The sequence below is a fragment of the Streptomyces sp. NPDC127108 genome (genome assembly GCF_042677545.1).
Lineage (GTDB): Bacteria > Actinomycetota > Actinomycetes > Streptomycetales > Streptomycetaceae > Streptomyces.
Genome location: NZ_JBHXTE010000002.1, coordinates 238356 through 258389 on the forward strand (window position 1 = coordinate 238356; position 20034 = coordinate 258389).

Below are 20034 nucleotides of genomic sequence, written 5' to 3' on the forward strand. Positions count from 1 at the left end.
GCTAGAAGTACCCCTCGCGCTTGCGGTCTTCCATCGCGGCCTCGGAGAGCTTGTCGTCGGCGCGGGTCGCGCCGCGCTCGGTGAGCCGGGACGCGGCGATCTCGGTGATCACGGCCGCGAGCGTCGTCGCGTCGGAGTCGACGGCGCCGGTGCAGGACATGTCGCCGACCGTGCGGTAGCGCACCTGGCGCCGCTCGACGTCCTCGCCGTCCTTCGGGCCGCCCCAGTCGCCCGCGGTCAGCCACATGCCGGAGCGCTTGAAGACGTCCCGCTCGTGCGCGAAGTAGATCTCCGGCAGCTCGATCCCCTCGCGGGCGATGTACTGCCACACGTCCAGCTCGGTCCAGTTGGACAGCGGGAACACCCGGACGTGCTCGCCGGGCGCGTGCCGGCCGTTGTAGAGCTGCCACAGCTCGGGGCGCTGGCGGCGCGGGTCCCACTGCGAGAACTCGTCGCGCAGCGAGAACACCCGCTCCTTGGCGCGCGCCTTCTCCTCGTCGCGGCGCCCGCCGCCGAAGACCGCGTCGAACCGCTCGGCCTGGATCTTCTCGGTGAGCGGCAGCGTCTGCAGCGGATTGCGGGTGCCGTCGGGGCGCTCGCGCAGGACACCGCGGTCGATGTAGTCCTGCACGGACGCCACGTGCAGGCGCAGGCCGTGCTCGGCCACCACCCGGTCGCGGTAGTCGATGACCTCGGGGAAGTTGTGCCCGGTGTCGACGTGCAGGAGCGCGAAGGGGACCGGCGCCGGGGCGAAGGCCTTCAGCGCCAGGTGCAGCATGACGATGGAGTCCTTGCCGCCGGAGAACAGGATCACCGGCCGCTCGAACTCGCCCGCGACCTCGCGGAAGATGTGCACGGCCTCGGACTCCAGGGCGTCCAGGTGCGACAGCGCGTACGGGCTGTCGCCGGGTGAATTCCCCTCCTGGTCACCGGAGTTGTCGGCGGCCTCATGGACACTCGCGGCGGTCGTCACGCCAGACCCCTTTCGTTGAGCAGCGCGTACACGGCTGCCGCGGACTCCTGCACGGTCTGGTCCTGGGACTCGATGCGCAGATCGGGCGACTCGGGCTCCTCGTACGGGTCGTCGACGCCGGTGAGCCCCGATATCTCGCCCGCGGCCTGCTTGGCGTACAGGCCCTTCACGTCCCGTACGGAGCAGACCTCCACCGGCGTGGCCACGTGCACCTCCAGGTAGGCGGTGCCGCCCGCCTGGTGGCGCTTGCGGACCGCCTCGCGGCTGTCCGTGAACGGCGCGATCACCGGGACGAGGGCCAGCACGCCGTTGCGGGCGAGGAGTTCGGCGACGAAGCCGATGCGCTGGACGTTGGTGTCCCGGTCGACGCGGCTGAAGCCGAGGCCCGCCGAGAGGAACTCGCGGATCTCGTCGCCGTCGAGGACCTCGACCCGGCGGCCCTGCGCGCGCAAGGTGCGTGCCAGCTCGTGGGCGATGGTGGTCTTGCCCGCGCTGGGCAGGCCCGTGAGCCAGACGGTGGCTCCGGTCACGTGAGTCTCCTGCGGCGTTCGACTGGTCGGTGGGGTCGGGAGTGTCTGAGGGGCCGTCATCCGTGCAGCCCGCATTCGGTCTTGGCGCGTCCCGCCCAGCGTCCCGCGCGCGCGTCCTCGCCGTCGAGGAGGCGGCGGGTGCACGGCGCGCAGCCCACGGAGCCGTAGCCGTCCATGAGCAGCGGATTGGTGAGGACGCCGTGCTCGGTGACGTACGCGTCCACGTCGTCCTGCGTCCAGCGGGCTATCGGCGAGACCTTGACCTTCTGCCGCTTCTCGTCCCAGCCCACGACGGGCGTGTTCGCGCGGGTCGGGGACTCGTCGCGGCGCAGCCCCGTCGCCCACGCGGCGTACCCGGCGAGGCCCTCTTCGAGGGGCTTGACCTTGCGCATCGCGCAGCACAGGTCCGGGTCGCGCTCGTGCAGCCGGGGGCCGTACGCGGCGTCCTGCTCGGCCACGGTCAGGTCCGGGGTGAGCGTGATGACGTTGACGTCCATGACGGCCTCGACGGCGTCGCGGGTGCCGATGGTCTCGGGGAAGTGGTAGCCGGTGTCGAGGAACACCACGTCCACGCCGGGCCGGGCGCGCGCGGCGAGGTGGGCGACCACCGCGTCCTCCATCGACGACGTCACGCAGAACCGCGCGCCGAAGGTGTCCGCGGCCCAGCGGAGGATGTCGAGCGCGTCGGCGTCCTCCAGGTCGCGCCCGGCCTGCTCGGCGAGCGCCCGCAGCTCGGCCGCGGCCGCTGTGTCGGGCTCCTGAGATGTCGTCATATCGGTTCCCCTCCAGGGTCGTTGCGCTGAAGTCCACGGGTCAGCAGCCCGAGGAACTTCAACTGGAAGGCGCGGTTGCACGCCGCGCATTCCCACGCGCCGTGGCCCTGCTCGCTGGGCCGCAGGTCCTCGTCTCCGCAGTAGGGGCAGTAGAAGGGTGCCGCTCGCTCGCTCATGAGAGGGCCTCCTCGGAGGCGCGCGCCGCCCAGGTCGCGAACCGCTCGCCGTCCGCGCGCTCGGCCTGGAACCGCTTGAGCACGCGCTCCACGTAGTCCGGCAGCTCGGCCGACGTGACCTTCAGGCCGCGCACCTTGCGGCCGAACCCGGCCTCCAGGCCGAGCGCGCCGCCCAGGTGCACCTGGAAGCCCTCGACCTGGTTGCCGTCGTCGTCCAGGACGAGCTGGCCCTTGAGGCCGATGTCGGCGACCTGGATGCGGGCGCAGGCGTTCGGGCAGCCGTTGATGTTGATGGTGATGGGCTCGTCGAACTCCGGGATGCGGCGCTCCAGTTCGTCGATGAGCGAGGCGCCGCGCGCCTTGGTCTCGACGATCGCGAGCTTGCAGAACTCGATGCCCGTGCAGGCCATCGTGCCGCGCCGGAACGACGACGGGCGCACCGTGAGGTCCAGCGACTCCAGGCCCTCGACCAGCGAGTCGACCTGGTCCTCGGCCACGTCGAGCACGATCATCTTCTGCTCGACGGTGGTGCGCAGGCGGCCCGAGCCGTGCGCGGCGGCCAGGTCGGCGATCTTCGTCAGTACGGTGCCGTCGACGCGGCCCACACGCGGGGCGAAGCCGACGTAGAACCTGCCGTCCTGCTGCCGGTGCACGCCGACGTGGTCGCGCCAGCGCTGGACCGGCTGGGCGGGGGCGGGGCCGTCGGCCAGCTTGCGCAGCAGGTACTCGTCCTCCAGGACCTGGCGGAACTTCGCCACGCCCCAGTCGGCGACGAGGAACTTCAGCCGGGCCCGGGTGCGCAGACGGCGGTAGCCGTAGTCGCGGAAGATCGAGATGACGCCCTCGTAGACGTCCGCCACGTCCTCCAGGGGCACCCACGCGCCGAGCCGCTGGCCGATCTTGGGGTTGGTGGACAGGCCGCCGCCGACCCACAGGTCGAAGCCGGGGCCCAGGTCGGGGTGGACGACGCCGACGAACGCGATGTCGTTGATCTCGTGCGCCACGTCCAGGAGCGGCGAGCCGGAGATCGCGGACTTGAACTTGCGGGGCAGGTTGGAGAAGGCCGGGTTGCCGACGATGCGGCGCTGGATCTCGTCGACGGCGGGCGTGCCGTCGATGATCTCGTCCTCGGCGATGCCGGCGACGGGCGAGCCGAGGATGACGCGCGGGGTGTCGCCGCAGGCCTCGGTCGTGGACAGGCCCACGGCCTCCAGGCGCCGCCAGATCTCCGGCATGTCCTCGATGCGGATCCAGTGGTACTGGATGTTCTGCCGGTCGGTGATGTCGGCGGTGCCGCGTGCGAACTCCTGCGAGATCTCGCCGATCACGCGCAGCTGGTCGGTGGTGAGGCGGCCGCCGTCGATGCGCACCCGCAGCATGAAGTACTCGTCGTCCAGCTCCTCCGGCTCCAGGATCGCGGTCTTGCCGCCGTCGATCCCGGGCTTGCGCTGGGTGTAGAGCCCCCACCAGCGCATCCGGCCGCGCAGGTCGTTCGGGTCGATGGAGTCGAAGCCCCGCTTGGAGTAGATCGTCTCAATGCGTGTCCGCACATTGAGACCGTCGTCGTCCTTCTTGAACTGCTCGTTTCCGTTGAGCGGGGTGAAGTGACCGACAGCCCACTGGCCCTCGCCACGGTGGCGGCTCGCCTTGCGCCGGGGCGCGCGGGGGGCGGCGGTCGCGGTGTCTTCAGGGTTGGCAGCCATGGGTGTATGTCCTTCACAGCGGGCTGAGAACGGCTCTGACCTGCACACTCGCGCAGAAGGCGCGGCGGTGCGCTGGGATGGGGTCAGACAGGGAAAAGCGGCGGTGCTGGGTTTCTCAGCTCGCCGGACACATGGCGCTGGACATGCGGCCGAGGTCGACGTGACGTCGACTCACCAAGGCGGTTCCAGCTCGAGACATGACGGAAGCGTGGCACGCGCCTTTCGGCGCAGTCCACCTCTGTCCGAATCCTGGACGTCTGCGTCCCGCATCCTGGACAGACCATGGGGGCCCCGCCCCCGTTCCCCCCGCTTTTTCGGCGCTCCGCGCCTCGTCCTCAATCGCCGGACGGGCTGATTTTCCCGTCCGTGCGTCCTTGGCTGCCGGATCCGGTGCGCCGGGGATTCTCAGCCCGTCCGGCGCTTGAGGACGAGCGCGCAGCGCGATCAGGGGCGCGCCCCGGGCCAAGGGCCCGGGGTGTCCTGCTCGCGCTCCTGCGAGACCTCCGTGTCGAAGAGCTTGAAGCCCCGCCGCAGGTAGTTGTCCATCGCGTGCTCCCCGTCGAGGCTGCACGTGTGCACCCACACCCGCTTCGTCGGCGCCCGCCCGGGCCACCGCTCCGCGAGGTCCCACGCGCGGGCCGTCCCGTAGGAGAGGAGGTGCCCGCCGATCCGCCGCCCCCGGAACGCCGGGATCAGGCCGAAGTAGAGGATCTCGACGACGCCGTCGTCCTGCGGGTCCAGCTCCACGTACCCGGCGGGGGTACCCCTGTCGTACGCCACCCACGTCTCCACGCCCGGACGGGCCAGGTGCTCCTGCCACTGGGCGTAGCTGAGGGAGAGCCGGTCCACCCAGGTGATGTCGCCGCCGACGGCGGAGTACAGGAAGCGGCTGAACTCGGGCGAGGGCACCTCGGCCCGCACGATCCGCACGTCGCCTTCCGGGGCGGCGGCCGGGAGCAGATCGGTACGGGCGGTCTGTTCGAGGGACCAGGTGGTGACGGGGATGCTCATGCCGGTCAGGCAATCACGGGCGGCGCCGACGGGCCAAGGCGGATCCGACGGTGGACGCGAGCCGTGCGCGCGGACCGCATGACTCGTGTAAGTCGGCCCAGCGGGCCACGGCCCCGTCAAGGCTCCGCAGCGGCCCGCGCGCGCAGCACCGCCGGGGCGAGGGAGTGCGGGAGCAGCCGGGAGGCGTCGTCCGGCAGCAGCAGCTGGACGTCCGTGTCCTCCTGGAAGCGGTACGGGCGGTGGGCGAGCAGCCCGCCCAGATAGCGCCGGACGCGGGACAGCTCCGCGCGGACCGTCACCGTGCGCGCCGGATCGCCGAACAGGTCCGCGGCGAGGCCCGCGGCGCTGCGGCCCGCGCGGTGCACGGCGAGCAGATACAGCAACTCGGCGTGCCGGGGCGACAGTTCATGGGTCCAGCAGTCCGCGCTGCCGGTGACGGCGACCGTCCAGCGGTGCGGCGCCGAGACGTCCACCACCACCCGCGTCCCGGCCCCGGGACCGGCCACGTCCCGCTCCTCGTCGTCGGGGCGCAGCAGCCACCCGCCGGGCAGCGGCGCCACCGTGCACATGCCGAGCGCGGGCAGCCAGGAGCGGCCGTCGACAAGGGACTTGGGCAGCGCGAGCCGGTCCACCGGCGGCATGCCCGTGACCGCCGCCGTCCAGCCGTGGCCGTCCACCGCGACGGCCCGCCCGTCCATCCGGGCGAGCACCGGCGCGGCCACCGACCGCAGCCGGTCCAGGGCCGTCAGATGCGCCTCGCGCAGCCGTGCCTCGGCGAGCTTGGCGACCGAGCAGACCAGGGCGAGCGTCGCCGGATGCATGGTGTCGAGGGGCCCGCTGATGTCGACCACGCCGAGCAGCCGCCCGTCCCTCGGGTCGCTGATCGGCGCGCCCGTGCAGGTCCAGCGGTGGTGGGTGCGGACGAAGTGCTCCGCGGAGAAGACCTGCACGGGGCGCCGGGCCACCAGCGCCGTGCCGACGCCGTTCGTGCCGACGATGCTCTCCCGCCAGTCGGCGCCTATCTCGAAGCCGTGCCCGTCGGCCATCCGCAGCACCGACTTGTTGCCCTCGCGCCACAGCAGCCGCCCCTCGGCGTCCGCGACGACCATGATGTGCTGCGCCACGTCCGCGACCGAGAGCAGCCCCTCGCGCAGCACCGGGAGGATGTGTCTGAGCGGTGACGTCTGCCGCCGCCGCTCCACCTCGTCCGTGCTCAACACGCCCGACCGGAAGTCGTGTTCGGGGTCGACGCCGCTCGCCAGCATCCGGTCCCAGGACGCCCCGATCTCCGGCCGGGGCCCGACGCGGGGCCGCTGTCCGGCGATTCTGGCGTCGCGCACCTCCCGCAGGAGCCGTGCGGCCTGCGCGGTCTTCACGGCCGTCAGCCGTTCGAGGTCGAACGTCGCGTGCGTGTTCATCACCGGTTCCTCCCGCTCCCCGAGCCCGCCGACAGAGGGGACACGTCATCCATCGTGCCCTTCCGGGCGTGCCGAAGGACATGCTTCACCCAGCTCGTACGTTCCCGGGCCGCGCACACCGTCCAGAGTTGCAACCCTCTGCAACTCTGGCGAACAGTCGTGCGGTGTTTGAAACTTGGCCATGCGCCGCCGAGTGCGGCGCCCGTCCCGACGGGGCCTGAAGACCGGGGGTGGTGCCGTGTCGGCGCAGCACCACCCCCGTGACAGTGCCCGTCGGGCGCGCGCTCACCTCGGAGCCGCACCCTCCCCTCAGAGCCCTACGGCCGCCCGCTCCACCACCGCCCCCAGATTCAGGCTGTGCGGCAGCGTGCCGAACGCCGCGCCCCAGTCCCCGCCGAGCCGCGACGCGCAGAACACGTCGGCGACATCCGCCGGGGCGTGCCGCACGAGCAGCGAGCCCTGGAGCACCAGGGCCATCCGCTCCACCAGGCGCCGCGCCCGCGCCTCGACGCCGTTCATGTCCGCGAGGTCGGTCAGCAGGTCCTTGATCGCTCCGTCCAGACGGTGATCGGCCCCGCGCGCCGCGCCCACCTCCTCCAGGAACGCGGCGAGCGCCTCCGGCTCCCGCTGCAACGCCCGCAGCACGTCAAGGGCCTGGACGTTGCCCGAGCCCTCCCAGATCGAGTTCAGCGGCGCCTCACGCAGCAGGCGCGGCATCCCCGACTCCTCGACGTACCCGTTGCCGCCCAGGCACTCCAGGGCCTCACCGGCGAGCGGCGTGCACCGCTTCGTCACCCAGTACTTCGCCGCCGGCACCGCGAGCCGCAGGAACGCCCGCTCCCGCTCGCTCCCGTCGTCGTACGCCGCCGCGAGCCGCAGCGCGAGCGTCGTCGCCGCCTCCGACTCCACGGCCAGATCGGCCAGGACGTTGCGCATCAGCGGCTTGTCGACGAGCCTGCCGCCGAACGCCTCCCGGTACGTGGCGTGGTGCACGGCCTGCGCCACCGCCTGCCGCATCAGCGCGGCCGAGCCGAGGACGCAGTCGAGCCGGGTCGCCGCCACCATCTCGATGATGGTGCGAACACCGCGCCCCTCGTCACCGACCCGGCGCGCCCAGGTCCCGTCGAATTCGACCTCGCTCGAGGCGTTCGACTTGTTTCCGAGTTTGTCCTTCAGGCGCTGAATGTTGAATACGTTCCGCGAACCGTCGTCGAGGACCCGTGGCACCAGAAAACAAGTGAGCCCCTCCGCCGCCTGCGCGAGGACGAGAAAACCGTCCGACATCGGCGCGGAACAGAACCACTTGTGTCCGACGAGTTCATACGTGCCGTCCTCGGCGAGCGCCCGCGCCCGCGTCGTATTCGCCCGTACGTCACTGCCGCCCTGCTTCTCCGTCATGCCCATCCCGAAGAGCACGCCCGCCTTCTGCGCGGCCGGCCGCAGCCCCTGGTCGTACACCGTGGACGTCAGCCGCGGCTCCCACTCGGCGGCGAGCGCCGGGTCGGCGCGCAGCGCGGGCACCGCCGCGTGCGTCATCGACACCGGACAGCCGTGCCCGCCCTCCGCCTGCGTCCACACCAGGAAGCCCGCCGCGCGCCGCACGTGCCCGCCCGGACGGTTCCACGCCGACGTCAGGCCCGCGCCGACCGCCTTGCCGAGCAGGCGGTGCCAGGACGGGTGGAACGTGACTTCGTCGACACGGTTCCCATAGCGGTCGTGCGTGTGCAGAACGGGCGGATTCTCATTCGCGAGCACTCCCCACTCCTGTGCCTGGGCGGAACCCGCGGTGCGGCCGAGCGCGGAGAGCTCCTCATGAGTCGCCTTCAGGAGCGACGGGTCGAGATGCCGTTCGACCCCCTCCACCAGAGCGCGGTCGGACGTGAAGACGTCATATCCCACCAGGGGCGGAGCCTGGTTGGTCACTGTGTGGGTGGTGGCTGCCATGCCGCTACGGTAAGGAGGTGCACCAGGCAAAAGAAACACCCGGGCGGCCACACGGCCGCTGGAAACGGGCTCGCGCTCTCTACCGCAACGTCTCCAAGCGCAGGACTGCCTGGCTGCTGCTGAAGGACACCGTCAACTCCTGCATCGAGTACCGCGTCCTCGGGCTCGCGGCGGAAGCGGCGTTCTTCACGCTGCTGTCCGTGCCGCCCCTGCTCCTGAGCCTCATCGGGCTGCTCGCGTACGTGGACCGGTGGACCGGCGCCGACACCATCACCAGCGTCGAGAACAACATCCTGGAGGCGTCCCGCACGATCCTCTCCGACAAGGGCGTCCGCGAGATCGCGCAGCCGATCCTCGAAGACGTCATGAAGGTCGGGCGGCCCGACGTCATCTCCATAGGGTTCCTCTTCGCCCTCTGGTCCGGCTCGCGCGCCGTCAACGTCTTCATCGACACCATCACCGTCATGTACGGCCTCGACGGCGCCCGCGGCATCGTCAAGACCCGGCTCCTCGCCTTCGGGCTCTTCCTCGTCGCCCTCGTCATCGGGTCCGTCGCGCTGCCGCTGATGGTGGCCGGGCCGGACGCGGTGGTGAAGCTGGTGCCGGGCTCTGCGACGGTCGTCCAGATCCTCTACTGGCCCGTCGTCACGCTCCTCTCCATCATCTTCCTCACCACCCTGTACCACGTGTCCGTGCCCGTGCGGTCGCCCTGGGTGGAGGACATGCCCGGGGCGCTCATCGCCCTCGGCATGTGGGTGCTCGGCAGCTTCCTGCTGCGCATCTACCTCACGAGCACGGTGGAAGGGCCCACCATCTACGGCTCGTTGGCCGCGCCCGTCGCCGTGCTCCTGTGGATCGGGATCTCCGCCTTCGCCGTGCTCGTCGGTGCCGCCGTCAACGCCGCCATAGACCGGGTGTGGCCGTCCGTCGCCACGGCCTCCGCGCGTGAGGCCAACGAGCGGGTGCGGGAGGCCAAGGCCGCCGAGCTCATCGCCCGGGCGGCGGCCGCGCGGGCCGCGGAGGATCCCGACGACCCCGAGATGCCCTCGGAGTTCCCCGAGCGCTGGTCCCGCTTCCTGCCCCCCGACGACGTCTCGTCCCGTCTCCGCACCCACCACTCCAAGCGAAACGGCGACCACCCGGACCCGGACTAGCCCTTCCGACGCGGGCCCCGCCCCCACCTGCGGCACCCCCACCCCGAGGCCGAAGCCACCTCCACCCAGGCCGTGCTCCCCCCGATCGGCGCTCCGCGCCTCGTCCTCAATCGCCGGACGGGCTATTCCCCACCCACCCACCCTTCTCGCCCTCCGGGCGGGCGGGAGGCGGTGGATGGGTTCGCCGTGCGGGCGGGCAGCGCTGGGTGGGTTCGTCCTCCGGGCGGGCAGCGGTGGGAGGGTTCGCCGTGCGGGCGGGCGAGAGGTGGTGGGTGGATTTGCCCTGCGGGCGGTATGGGACGGGTGGGCCTTGTCCGCTGGGCAGCACGGGGGGTGGGCCTAGCCCTTCGGCCGGGGGAGATTCAGCCCGTCCGGCGTTTGAGGACGAGCGCGGCGCGCGATCGGCGGTGTGTCGGTCCACGGTGACGGGGCACTCGCCCGCGCCAGCCCGCAGGGCGAACCGGCCCGCCGCCCGGTCCCGCTCGCCGCCCGATCCCGCCCGATCCCACCCGATCCCGCCCGGAGGGCGAGAAGGGCGGGTGGGTGGGGGAGTGAGCCTGTCCGGCGTTTGAGGACGAGGTGCGGAGCGGCGATCGGGGGAGGAGTGGGGCACCCGCACGGGCCGCGCCGCGCGGGGGCGGGCGGCGTCAGCCCTTCCACGTGGTCGTAGAGGCCGCCTCCTGGACGAAGGTCGAGAATTCCCTCGGGGCCCGGCCGAGTATTTCCTGGACGCCGGGGGAGATATGGGCGTTGCGGCCGTCGAGGTTGGTTTCGAAGAGGTCGATGAGGAATTCGACCTCCGCGTCGGGGACACCGAATTCACGCAGAGCGGCACCGTATTCACGGGCGGGCACCGGAATGTAGGTGAACTCCCGCCCGACGGCGGCAGAAACCTCGGCGACGGCGTCGCGGAAGGACAGCAGCCGCCCCCCGCTCACCTCAAGGACACGCCCGTCGTACCGAGAACCCGCGGCGAGCACGGCGAGGACGACATCAGCGATGTCCCGCACGTCGATGAAGGGCTCGAGCACCTCACCCCCGGGAAACGCCAGCTCCCCGCTCTCCCGCATGGCATCGGCCAACGGCCCTTCGCTGAGGTTCTGCGCGAACCAACTGGCCCGCACGACGGTCCACCGCGCCCCGGGCACGGCGAGCGCGTCCTCCGTGGCACGGGCCTGGTCCTCCCCGCGCGCCGAGAGGAGGACGAGGTGGCGCACCCCCAGCTCGACGGCCTGCCGGGCGAACGCGCCGACGGCCTCCGCGGCACCGGGCGCGCCGACGTCGGGCTGGTAGGCGAGGAACGCGGCGTCGGCGCCCCGCAGGGCGTCCGCCCACGTCGACGCGTCGTACCAGTCGAACCGCACGGCGCCGGACCGCGAGGCGGACCGCACCTCGTGCCCCGCGGCCCGAGCGGCCTCGGCGACCCGGCTCCCGACCCGCCCGGTCGCCCCGGTGACGAGGACCGTCAGGGGTGCCGGAGTGCTCTGCGTGTGCTGTGTGTTCTGCTCGTTTGTCGTCATGGGGCAAGTCAACTGCCGGACCCCGCACGGGAGCCATCCGTGAGCGGCTCACGCGCATGCGCGTGCGTCTACGCTGCCCCCATGGACGTACTCGCAGGTCTCCTAGAGGGCCCCCGCGCCCGCGGCGCCTTCATGCTCCGCGCGTGCTTCGAGCCGCCCTGGTCGGTCCGGATCGCCGACGAGGCCCCCGTGTCGGTCATGATCATGGTGGCGGGCGAGGCCTGGGTCGTCCCGGAGACCGCGGACGGCACCCCGCACCCCGACCGGCCGCCCCGGCTGATCCGCCCCGGCGACGTGGCCATCGCCCGCGGCCCCGACCCGTACCTGGTCACGGGCGACCGGGCGACCCCGCCCTTCGGCGAGATCGGCCCCGGCCAGTCCTGCGCCCCGCTGAACGGCGCCCCCGAGGGCCACTACGCGAGGCTCGGCGTACGCCGCTGGGGCCAGCCCGACGGGGACGTCCAGATGCTGATCGGGACGTACCAGATGCGGGGTGAGATCACCGGACGGCTCCTCGACGCGCTGCCGCCGCTGCTCGTCCTGCCCACGGAGGTGTGGGACTGCCCGCTCACGCCCTTCCTCGCCGAGGAGATCGACAAGGACGAGCCGGGCCAGGAGGTCGTCCTCGACCGCCTCCTCGACCTGCTGCTCATCGCGGCCCTGCGGGCCTGGTTCTCCCGCCCGGAGGCCGCGGCCCCCGCCTGGTACGTGGCCATGGGCGACCCCGTCGTCGGCCCGGTCCTGCGGCTCCTCCAGGACGACCCGGCACACCCCTGGACGGTCGCCTCGCTGGCCGCCAAGGCGGGCGTCTCCCGGGCCGCCCTGGCCCGGCGCTTCAGCGAACTGGTCGGCGAGCCGCCGATGACGTATCTGACCGGCTGGCGGCTCGCCCTGGCCGCCGACCTGCTGCGCGACAGCGAGCTGACGATCGCCTCGATCGCCCGCAAGGTCGGCTACGGCAGCGCGTTCGCGCTGTCCAGCGCCTTCAAGAGGGAGTACGGGGTCAGCCCGCAGGAACACCGCACGGGCGCGTCGTAGCCTGGGGGCATGGCGGTCGGCGGAGGCAGGGGCGGACGCGAGGGGCCGGTGCCCTCGTACGCCGAGCGGCCCTCCGGGGTGCTGCCCGGTGCCGTCGTGTGGAGCAAGACGGCCGCGCCGGACGCCAGACCCGGAACCCCGGCCGTCTCGCCGGTCCTGCCCGACGGCTGCATGGACCTGCTGTGGACCGAGGGCAGGCTGTTCGTCGCGGGACCGGACACGCACGCGTACCGGCCCGAGGCCGGGGACCCCGCCCGGTACGTCGGCGTCCGCTTCGCGCCCGGCACGGCCCCCGCGATCCTCGGCGTCCCCGCGCACGAACTGCGCGACCAGCGCGTGGAGTTGGCGGACCTGTGGGGCGCCGCCGAGGTGCGCCGCCTCACCGCGCGCGTGGACGGGGCCGAGGACCCCGTGGCCGCCCTGGAGGCCGTCGCCGGGGAGCGGGCGGCGGACCGGCCGCCGCCCGACCCGCTCCTGACCGAGGTCGTGCGGTCGCTGAGCGCGGGCCGCGGTGTCGCCGAGACCGCCGACGCCGCGGGCCTCGGGGCCCGGCAGCTGCACCGCCGTTCCCTGCCCGCGTTCGGCTACGGCCCCAAGACCCTCGCACGCGTCCTGCGGCTCCAGCGGGCGCTCGCCCTGGCCCGCGCCGGACGCCCGTACGCGGACACGGCGGCCACCGCGGGCTTCGCCGACCAGGCCCATCTGGCGCGTGACGTCAAGGAGTTGACAGGTATGCGGCTGACCGAGCTGCTCGGCCCCGGCTGACGGAAGGCGCACGGCCGCCCGGGTCAGCCAGGCAGCGGGGCGAACAGGTCGGCTCCGTTGCCGTCGGGGTCGAGCACCGTCGCGTAGCGCTGCCCCCACTCCGCGTCGAACGGCTTCAGCTCCGTGCGGTACCCGGCGGCCGTCAGCTCCTCGTACACCGCGTCCACGCCCGCCGGCGTACCGCAGTGGAAGGCGAGCCCGACGCGCCCGCCGCCCGGCACCGGCTGCCAGCCGGGGGAGAAGGAGCGGACGGTGTCCTCGGTGTCGAGGGCGAAGCGCGGGCCGCCGGGGACGGTGGCCTCGGCGTGCGGCAGGTCCTCGGCGCCGGGCGGGAAGTCGAGGCCGAGCCTGCGGTAGAAGGCGAGGGACGCCGCCATGTCGGAGGTGACGATCCCCACCATGTCGAGGCGGGGCGTGACGCGGGGCGCGGGGGCAGGGGTGTTCGTGGTCTGTGCGGTGTCGTCGCTGTTCATGCCGGAAAGCGTAGGCAGCCGCTCCGCGCGGGTCTTGAAGGAATCGGACGCGCCGGGGGCGCACGGGCGGGGCGCGGGCGGTGTCCGTGGCTGTCCCGGACCCCGATTCCTCGCTACGGTGGTGCCATGGCTATCCCTGGCGAGAACCATCTTGCGGCAGCCGTCGTGGCCCACCAGGGCCGCGTGCTGCTCGTGCGTCGCAGTGAGACGGAGCGGTTCCTGCCACGCGTGTGGGGGGTGCCCTGCGGGAAGCTGGAACCGGGCGAGAGTCCGCGCGACGGCGTGCTGCGCGAGCTGAAGGAGGAGACCGGACTGCTCGGCCACGTCGTGCGCAAGGTCGGCGAGTCCTCCTTCGTCAGCCAGTACCGAGGCCACGAGGTCAAGAACTGGCAGGACAACTTCCTCGTCAGCCCGCTCAGCTTCGACGTGACGCTGCCCCACCCCGACCAGGACCACCGCTGGCTCACCCCCGGTGAGCTGGACACGGTCGAGATCGACGACTACAACCGCGAGATCGTGGGCCAGGCGCTGAGCCGCCTGCGCATCCGCTGACGGCGCGGCCCCGGCCGCCTAGGAGCGCGCCAACTCCTCGCTCCCACCGATCAGTTCGGCGAGCACCCGCAGCTCCGCCAGATACTCCGCCACCTCCAGCGGCTCCTTCACGTACGCCTGCGCCCGCCCGTCCCGGCCGCCGCCCGTGAACACGTCCGTGTAGCGCCGCCGACCCGCGCCCGTCTCCAGGAACAGCGTCACCGCCGCGCCCGGCGAGGCGCACCACGCCCGGTGCAGCGCGTACGACGGCAGCGCGTAGCCACTGCCCGCCGCGTACTCGGCGGTCTGCGTCAGCCGCAGCCGGGCCCGCCCCGCGGGCTCCAGGAGCCAGTCGCTGAACTCCGCCGACAGCGACTCGCGGTAGCGCGCCGCCGCCAGCGGGCCGTCGCCCGCCGTCTCGTACAGCTCCATGCCGAGGGTGCCGCGCACCACGAACGAGGCCAGCGCGGAACGGTGGTTGTGGATGTCCTCGCGGCCCGCCCGGTGCGAGCCGGGGTGCCAGACGTGCGCGCGCAGCATGTGCCGGGTGTCGACGGAGAGGAGCAGGAGCTTGTCGAAGCCGAGGACGTGCCGGTACGAGAGCCGCGCGCACCCCGAGGGGTCACCGACACCCGCCGCGAGCTCCGCCACCAGCGCCGAAAGCCGCCCCGGGGAGCCCAGTTCGGCGACGACCGCGCGCGCCGCCCGCACCAGGTCCTCCTCGTCGGGGCCGTCGAGGCCGTCGGGCCCGGCAAGGCCGACGAACCCGTCGAGGGACCCCTCGATCAGCCGCCTGGCCCGCAGCACGTGCCGACCACCCATGCGGTCACTCCGCCTTCCGCTCCTTCCGCGACCCGCCCGCCGGGATGCGGAGCCGGAGTTCAGCGGTCCGGCTGATACATCCATACGGCATGCGCCCGCAGCGCCGAAAGGCCCTGATAGGTCATCCACAGGGGACGGCCGAGATCGTGCCCGTCCCAGTTCCAGATGCCGTCGTCCTGCTGGCGCAGCACACCGGCGACCGCGTCCGTGAGCAGCGTCCGCCACGCCTCCTCGCGGTCCTCGGCCACGGCGATCTCCCAGGCCCCGGGCGTCAGGAGGGCGCGCACCATCCACGCGGCCGTGAAGTGCCGCACGAAGAGGACCTCTTGGCGCCAGGAGTCCTGCGGGTGCGGGCGGCGCACCTCCTCCTGCGTGTTGCGCAGGTCCGCGCACTCCTCGTGCTGCGGCAGCGGGCAGGAGAGGAGCCAGCGGATGCCGTCTTCGCGCGCGGCCCGGGTGTTGCCGTCCTCGCCGAGGACGCGGGCCGCGCGGTCCAGGGCGACGACGGCCTGCGCCGTGTGCGCGGGCGAGGGCCGCGTGGTGTGCGCCGCGGGCCCGCGCAGGGCCGGGCCCCAGCAGCGGCGGTGCTCGCGGGCGGGGTCGGTGATGGTCCGGTCTACCAGCTCGTCCCGCAGCCGGGCGATGGCCGGGGAGTCGGGCGCCGCGCGCAGCATGCCCCGAAGGACCGTCGTCACCACATGCGTGCGGGCCAGCCCGGACGGCTCCAGGCCCGGGGTGAAGCGGGCCGCGCAGCGCGCCGCCTCGTCCGCGAGCCGCGCCGGGTCCGCGCCCGCGCGGGCGAGCGCGCCGAGGACCAGAGCCGTCACCTCGGGGCGCGGCACCGACCCCTGGGAGCGGGCGGCCCAGCCGCCGTCGGGCAGCCGCTGCCGCCACAACGTCTCCACCAGCTCCGAAGGGCTCAACCTGCCGTCCTGCACGCCGAGTTCGAGCACGAGGTGCAGTCCGTACGCGGTGCCGGTGGGCGTGGGCCGCACCGGCAGGGTCTGCTCGTCGAGGGCGTGCGGCCAGCCCTTCAGGAGGCCCCGGTCGGGATCGTCGAGGACGGCCAGCTCGGCGTGCAGGGTGCGGTGAGTGGCGGCGGCGAGTGCCGGGAAGGGGCCGGGGGCGTGGGCGGAGCCGGTCGCCGCGCCGGTGCCCGGGGCGCGCGGCGCGGTCGGCGCCCCGCCGTCGTCCGTGCCCGTCCGGGCGCGCAGCAGCGCCGCCGCGAGCCAGGCCGCCAGGCCCGTGCCGACGCCGCTGACAGCCGCGATGCCGTACCGCGCGGCGTCCGCGGACAGCTCCTGCGGCAACACGCCCACCAGGGACTGGAACACGGCGTACCCCGCGGCGGCGCAGCCGAAGCCGCCGAGCCAGCCCACGAACCGGCCCTGGCGCGAATCACCCGGGGGCGGCGGCCCGGGATCCGGCCGGACCGGGCTGCGGCCCAGCTGCTGCTGTGACACGGGATGTTCCCTCCCCCCAGGGCGGCGCGTGGGTCGTCGTCATTCCCAGTCTAGGCGGCCGCAATCGTGTTTCTCCGGGTCAGGAAGGGTCCGGTGCCCGGTGGCCGCGGGGCGCGCCGCCCCGTTCAGTCTTCTCTCACCGCCCCCGTTCGGCCATGGTGAAGGTGAAGGCGAACTCCGCGGGCGCCGCCGGGAGTTCGTGCCGCGGCAGCACCCCGGGGCCGCACGACTGCGAGCCGATGCCGCGCTGCCCGTGGTCGAGGTGCACCCACACCGTGGGGCCCGGCCTCAGATCCGTGCGGTGGGCCGCCGCGTCCAGCTCCGCGCTGCTCCAGCGCCGGGCCGTGAACCAGAACTCGGGGTCGCCGACGATCCGCACCCCGTCGCCGTCGAAGTCGTCGCGCAGCTCGGCCCAGCGGACGTCGGCGCGGGCGCCGTTCTCCTGCGGCCGGACGTACGGCGTCTGCATCCGGTCCACGTGTGTGTACCAACGGCTCACGACGGACGCCGACTTGGTGTCCGGGTAGGCCTCCCCGGGCCCGCCGCCGAACCAGTGCGCGTGGCCGAGCGCGGCGGGCAGCCCGAGCCGGACGCCGAGCCGGGGCAGCGGCACCTGCCAGTCGCCCTCCGGCGTCACCGACACCGCGAGCCGCAGGGCCGAGCCGTCGGACGTCCAGCGGTAGACGGTGCGGAGCGCCAGGTCGCGGGCGGCCGGGGCGACCCGGGTGCGGACAGTGAGCCCGTCGGCGTCCGACTCGACGTCGTCCAGGCGGTGTTGCATCCGGTCCAGGCCGAGCTTCCGCCACAGCGGGCCGTGGCGGGTGTCGGGCTGCCAGGGCGCGCCGTCGTCGTTGTCGGTGGGCGCCCGCCACACGTCGAGGCGCGGGGCGGCGGTCAGGGTGAGGTCGGCCAGGGCGCGCAGCTCGCCGGTGCGGGCGTCGAAGCGGCCGGGGCCGATGCCGAGGTCGTAGCCGCGGCGGCGCGGGCGTTCGCCGGTGGCGACGGGGACGGGCGGGCGCGGGGTGACGGCGAAGTCGGCGCGGGCCACGACGTGGTCGAGGGAGGTCCAGTTGGTCTCCTCGCAGACCATCGCCGACACGTGCAGCCGGATCTCCGCGCCGCCCGGCGCCGGCGGCGGGTCGGGCAGCTTCAGCTCGATGCTCTCGCCGGGGCCCAGCTCGGGCGGCACGTCCAGCGGGCCCGACACCGGGTGCGCCGGGCCGTCCGAGAGGTACGTCCACTCGAACGCGAGGTCCGCCAGGTCCGCGAAGTCGTACAGGTTGGTCACCGACACCGTGCCGGACACGGGGTCGTAGGTGAACCGCACCGGCTGGATCACCTGCTTGTAGTCGAGGAGCCCAGGGGACGGCGTCCGGTCGGGGAAGCACAGGCCGTCGCAGACGAAGTTCCCGTCGTGCAGCTCCTCGCCGAAGTCGCCGCCGTAGGCGTACCCGAACGCCGGGTGCCGCAGGCCGTGGTCGATCCACTCCCAGATGAAGCCGCCCTGCAGCCGCTCGTACCGCTCGAACAGGTCCTGGTACTCGCGCAGGCCGCCGGGGCCGTTGCCCATGGCGTGCCCGTACTCGCAGAGGACGAAGGGCAGCCGACGGCGCGCCTCGGGTCCCTCGTCCTCGCCCCGTCCGATGCGTTCGACCTCGGCGTGGTCGGCGTACATGCGGGAGTACATGTCGGTGTCCCCGCAGGAGGGGTCGCCCTCGTAGTGGAGGAGCCGGTCCGGGTCGCGGTCGCGGATCCAGGCGGCCATCGCGCTGAGGCCCGCGCCCGTGCCGCACTCGTTGCCGAGCGACCAGATGATCACCGAGGGGTGGTTCTTGTCCCGCTCGACGGTGCGGGCCGCGCGGTCCAGGAGGGCCGGGGTCCAGCGGTCGTCGTCGGCGGGGTTGCCGCGCCAGCCCAGCATCGTGAAGCCGTGCGTCTCCAGGTCGCACTCGTCGATCACCCACAGGCCCAGCTCGTCGCAGAGGTCGAGGAAGGCGGGGTGCGGCGGGTAGTGGGAGGTGCGGACGGCGTTGATGTTGTGCTGCTTCATCAGCTGGACGTCCGCGCGCATCGTGGCGAGGTCGAGGGCGCGGCCCTTCTCCGGGTGGAACTCGTGCCGGTTCACGCCCCGGAACAGCAACGGCCGCCCGTTCACCGTGATCAGCCCGTCGGTGAGGGCGACCGTCCGGAATCCCACCCGCAGCGGGATCCGCTCGCCCGCCGTGGTCAGCTCCGCGTCGTAGAGCCGGGGCAGCTCCGCCGACCACGGCTCGACCGGCACGGTCACGCTCTGCCCGGTCGCGACGTCCACGCCCAGCTCCGGCACCGTCACCCGGCCCGGCACGTCGGAGTCCACCCGCAGCGTGCCCGTGCCCGCCTCGTGGTCGTACGAGGCGTGCGTGAAGAAGTCCCGCGCCGCGCCCTCGGGCCGGTGCAGGAGCGTGACGTCCCGGAAGATGCCGGGCAGCCACCACTGGTCCTGGTCCTCCAGGTACGACCCCGACGACCACTGGTGCACGCGCACGGCGAGGACGTTGCTCCCGGGCCGCAGCAGGTGCCCCACCGCGAACTCGTGGGGGAGCCGCGACCCCTTGAAGTCCCCGAGCGGAGTGCCGTTCAGCCACACCCGCGCACACGACTCGACCCCGTCGAACCGCAGCACGGCGTCCCCGTCCGCGGGCCACCCCTCGGGCAGGTCGAATCCGCGCAGGTGGTCACCCGTCGGGTTCTCCGTCGGCACCCGCGGCGGGTCGACGGGGAACGGATACATCTGGTTGGTGTAGATGGGCGCGCCGTGGCCCTGCAGAACCCAGTGCCCGGGCACGACGACCTCGTCCCAGGCCGCGGCGTCGAAATCGGCGGCGGCGAACGACTCGTCGAGCCCGTACGCGCCGGGGGAGAGCCGGAACCGCCAGCTCCCGTTCAGTGAGAGCACGGCTGCGTCCGAGCCCGCGTACCACGCGCGGGGTGCGAGACCGCCGGTGCCGGGGGACACGTCCTCGTGGTGGGGAAGTTCCATGGGTCCATCACAACCCGCGGAAGGTGCGGTCTCAATTCTTTGCGTCGGCAGGTTGTTGGATTCTTGGCCGGTCGTTTGGACCGAACGGCGCCGCGGGCCCGCGCTCCGCGCGGACGGCCGCCGCGCGGAGCGAGCTCTCAGCCCCGGTCGAGGTCGGCGTACACCACGATCTGCCACGCGAGGACCCCGACGGCCGCGGTCTCCGCCCCCGAGACCGCGAGCAGCGGCCAGGTGAGGTGGCCGTTGGCCCAGAAGGCGGTCAGCGCGGCGAGCGGCGAGACGGTGAAGGCCAGCAGGTCCACGGCGAGCTGCAGTGCCTTGCGCGAGCCCCGGCGCCGGTCGTCGCGGTGGGCGGACTCCCAGCCGAGGATCTCCTCGTCCAGGTCGAGGACTTCGGCCAGGCGCGGGGCGAGCGTGGTGCGCACATGGCGGCCGATGGCGGAGATCTTCTCGTCGTTGACGAGGTACGTCCAGCCGAGCAGCAGCGCGATCGGCGGGAGCAGAAGCAGGAGCGCCAGATGGTCGTCCCCGCGCATCGTCGAGGCGATGACGGCGGCCGTGGCGGCGAGCATCGCGTACAGGAGGTTGTCGCGCAGCCGGATGCGGCCGGTCTGCTCCGCCTTCAGCTGTTCGTACTCGGTCAGCAGTACGCGTCCGAGGGTCACCTCGTCCGGCTCCGCCATCCTGCCTCCGTCCGTTCGGGGTCGGTGGGCTCAGCCCG

The 20034-nt window shown here is 73.2% G+C and carries 18 protein-coding genes; 4 read left to right on the forward strand and 14 right to left on the reverse strand.

Features of this window, described 5'->3' with window-relative positions:
- Position 1: 1 nt before the first annotated feature.
- The 8 genes from cysD to ACFVHO_RS02530 form a co-directional block, all read right to left on the reverse strand.
- Positions 2-973, reverse strand: a complete 972-nt coding sequence (gene cysD / locus ACFVHO_RS02495) for a sulfate adenylyltransferase subunit CysD (RefSeq protein ID WP_385709067.1) — start codon at positions 971-973, stop codon at positions 2-4.
- Complete coding sequence (gene cysC, locus ACFVHO_RS02500; protein WP_385709069.1) at positions 970-1563, reverse strand: adenylyl-sulfate kinase; 594 nt, start codon at positions 1561-1563, stop codon at positions 970-972. Before cysC ends, cysD begins: the two co-directional genes overlap by 4 nt.
- Positions 1560-2276, reverse strand: coding sequence for a phosphoadenylyl-sulfate reductase (locus ACFVHO_RS02505; RefSeq protein ID WP_385709071.1), 717 nt, complete (start codon positions 2274-2276; stop codon positions 1560-1562). Before ACFVHO_RS02505 ends, cysC begins: the two co-directional genes overlap by 4 nt.
- The gene (locus ACFVHO_RS02510) at positions 2273-2452 is read right to left on the reverse strand and encodes a hypothetical protein (RefSeq protein ID WP_385709073.1); all 180 of its coding nucleotides are present in this window, start codon (positions 2450-2452) and stop codon (positions 2273-2275) included. The genes ACFVHO_RS02505 and ACFVHO_RS02510 overlap by 4 nt, the downstream gene beginning before the upstream one ends.
- Positions 2449-4155: a nitrite/sulfite reductase gene (locus tag ACFVHO_RS02515; protein ID WP_385709076.1), complete on the reverse strand. Its 1707-nt coding sequence runs from the start codon at positions 4153-4155 to the stop codon at positions 2449-2451. The genes ACFVHO_RS02510 and ACFVHO_RS02515 overlap by 4 nt, the downstream gene beginning before the upstream one ends.
- Before the next feature lie 444 nt (positions 4156-4599).
- The gene (locus ACFVHO_RS02520) at positions 4600-5166 is read right to left on the reverse strand and encodes a GNAT family N-acetyltransferase (RefSeq protein WP_385709079.1); all 567 of its coding nucleotides are present in this window, start codon (positions 5164-5166) and stop codon (positions 4600-4602) included.
- Between the two features lie 116 nt (positions 5167-5282).
- Positions 5283-6584, reverse strand: coding sequence for a GAF domain-containing protein (locus tag ACFVHO_RS02525; RefSeq protein ID WP_385709082.1), 1302 nt, complete (start codon positions 6582-6584; stop codon positions 5283-5285).
- 309 nt (positions 6585-6893) lie between these two features.
- Positions 6894-8528: an acyl-CoA dehydrogenase family protein gene (locus ACFVHO_RS02530; RefSeq protein ID WP_385709084.1), complete on the reverse strand. Its 1635-nt coding sequence runs from the start codon at positions 8526-8528 to the stop codon at positions 6894-6896.
- A gap of 17 nt (positions 8529-8545) precedes the next feature.
- Here ACFVHO_RS02530 and ACFVHO_RS02535 point away from each other — a divergent pair, with 17 nt between their 5' ends.
- On the forward strand, positions 8546-9682 hold the full coding sequence (locus tag ACFVHO_RS02535) for a YihY/virulence factor BrkB family protein (RefSeq protein WP_385709087.1): 1137 nt from the start codon (positions 8546-8548) through the stop codon (positions 9680-9682).
- 647 nt (positions 9683-10329) lie between these two features.
- Here ACFVHO_RS02535 and ACFVHO_RS02540 read toward each other — a convergent pair.
- Positions 10330-11202 (reverse strand): NmrA family NAD(P)-binding protein, encoded by an 873-nt coding sequence (locus ACFVHO_RS02540; protein WP_385709090.1) that lies wholly within the window; start codon positions 11200-11202, stop codon positions 10330-10332.
- Positions 11203-11283: 81 nt separating this feature from the next.
- Here ACFVHO_RS02540 and ACFVHO_RS02545 point away from each other — a divergent pair, with 81 nt between their 5' ends.
- Complete coding sequence (locus ACFVHO_RS02545; protein WP_385709092.1) at positions 11284-12240, forward strand: AraC family transcriptional regulator; 957 nt, start codon at positions 11284-11286, stop codon at positions 12238-12240.
- A 9-nt stretch (positions 12241-12249) separates the two neighbouring features.
- Positions 12250-13005: a DUF6597 domain-containing transcriptional factor gene (locus ACFVHO_RS02550; RefSeq protein WP_385709095.1), complete on the forward strand. Its 756-nt coding sequence runs from the start codon at positions 12250-12252 to the stop codon at positions 13003-13005.
- A 23-nt stretch (positions 13006-13028) separates the two neighbouring features.
- Here ACFVHO_RS02550 and ACFVHO_RS02555 read toward each other — a convergent pair whose 3' ends face one another.
- Positions 13029-13478 (reverse strand): VOC family protein, encoded by a 450-nt coding sequence (locus ACFVHO_RS02555; RefSeq protein ID WP_385709097.1) that lies wholly within the window; start codon positions 13476-13478, stop codon positions 13029-13031.
- A gap of 126 nt (positions 13479-13604) precedes the next feature.
- On the opposite strand from ACFVHO_RS02555, the gene ACFVHO_RS02560 reads away from it, so the two are divergent.
- On the forward strand, positions 13605-14030 hold the full coding sequence (locus ACFVHO_RS02560; RefSeq protein WP_385709098.1) for an NUDIX hydrolase: 426 nt from the start codon (positions 13605-13607) through the stop codon (positions 14028-14030).
- An 18-nt stretch (positions 14031-14048) separates the two neighbouring features.
- Here the strand turns inward: ACFVHO_RS02560 and ACFVHO_RS02565 are convergent, their stop codons facing one another.
- From ACFVHO_RS02565 to ACFVHO_RS02580, 4 genes are all read right to left on the reverse strand, one after another.
- Positions 14049-14831 (reverse strand): hypothetical protein, encoded by a 783-nt coding sequence (locus ACFVHO_RS02565; RefSeq protein ID WP_385709100.1) that lies wholly within the window; start codon positions 14829-14831, stop codon positions 14049-14051.
- A 59-nt stretch (positions 14832-14890) separates the two neighbouring features.
- Positions 14891-16294: a hypothetical protein gene (locus tag ACFVHO_RS02570; RefSeq protein WP_385709102.1), complete on the reverse strand. Its 1404-nt coding sequence runs from the start codon at positions 16292-16294 to the stop codon at positions 14891-14893.
- Between the two features lie 136 nt (positions 16295-16430).
- On the reverse strand, positions 16431-19313 hold the full coding sequence (locus tag ACFVHO_RS02575) for a glycoside hydrolase family 2 TIM barrel-domain containing protein (RefSeq protein ID WP_385709105.1): 2883 nt from the start codon (positions 19311-19313) through the stop codon (positions 16431-16433).
- Positions 19314-19450: 137 nt separating this feature from the next.
- On the reverse strand, positions 19451-19996 hold the full coding sequence (locus ACFVHO_RS02580) for a hypothetical protein (RefSeq protein ID WP_385709107.1): 546 nt from the start codon (positions 19994-19996) through the stop codon (positions 19451-19453).
- Positions 19997-20034 lie beyond the last annotated feature (38 nt).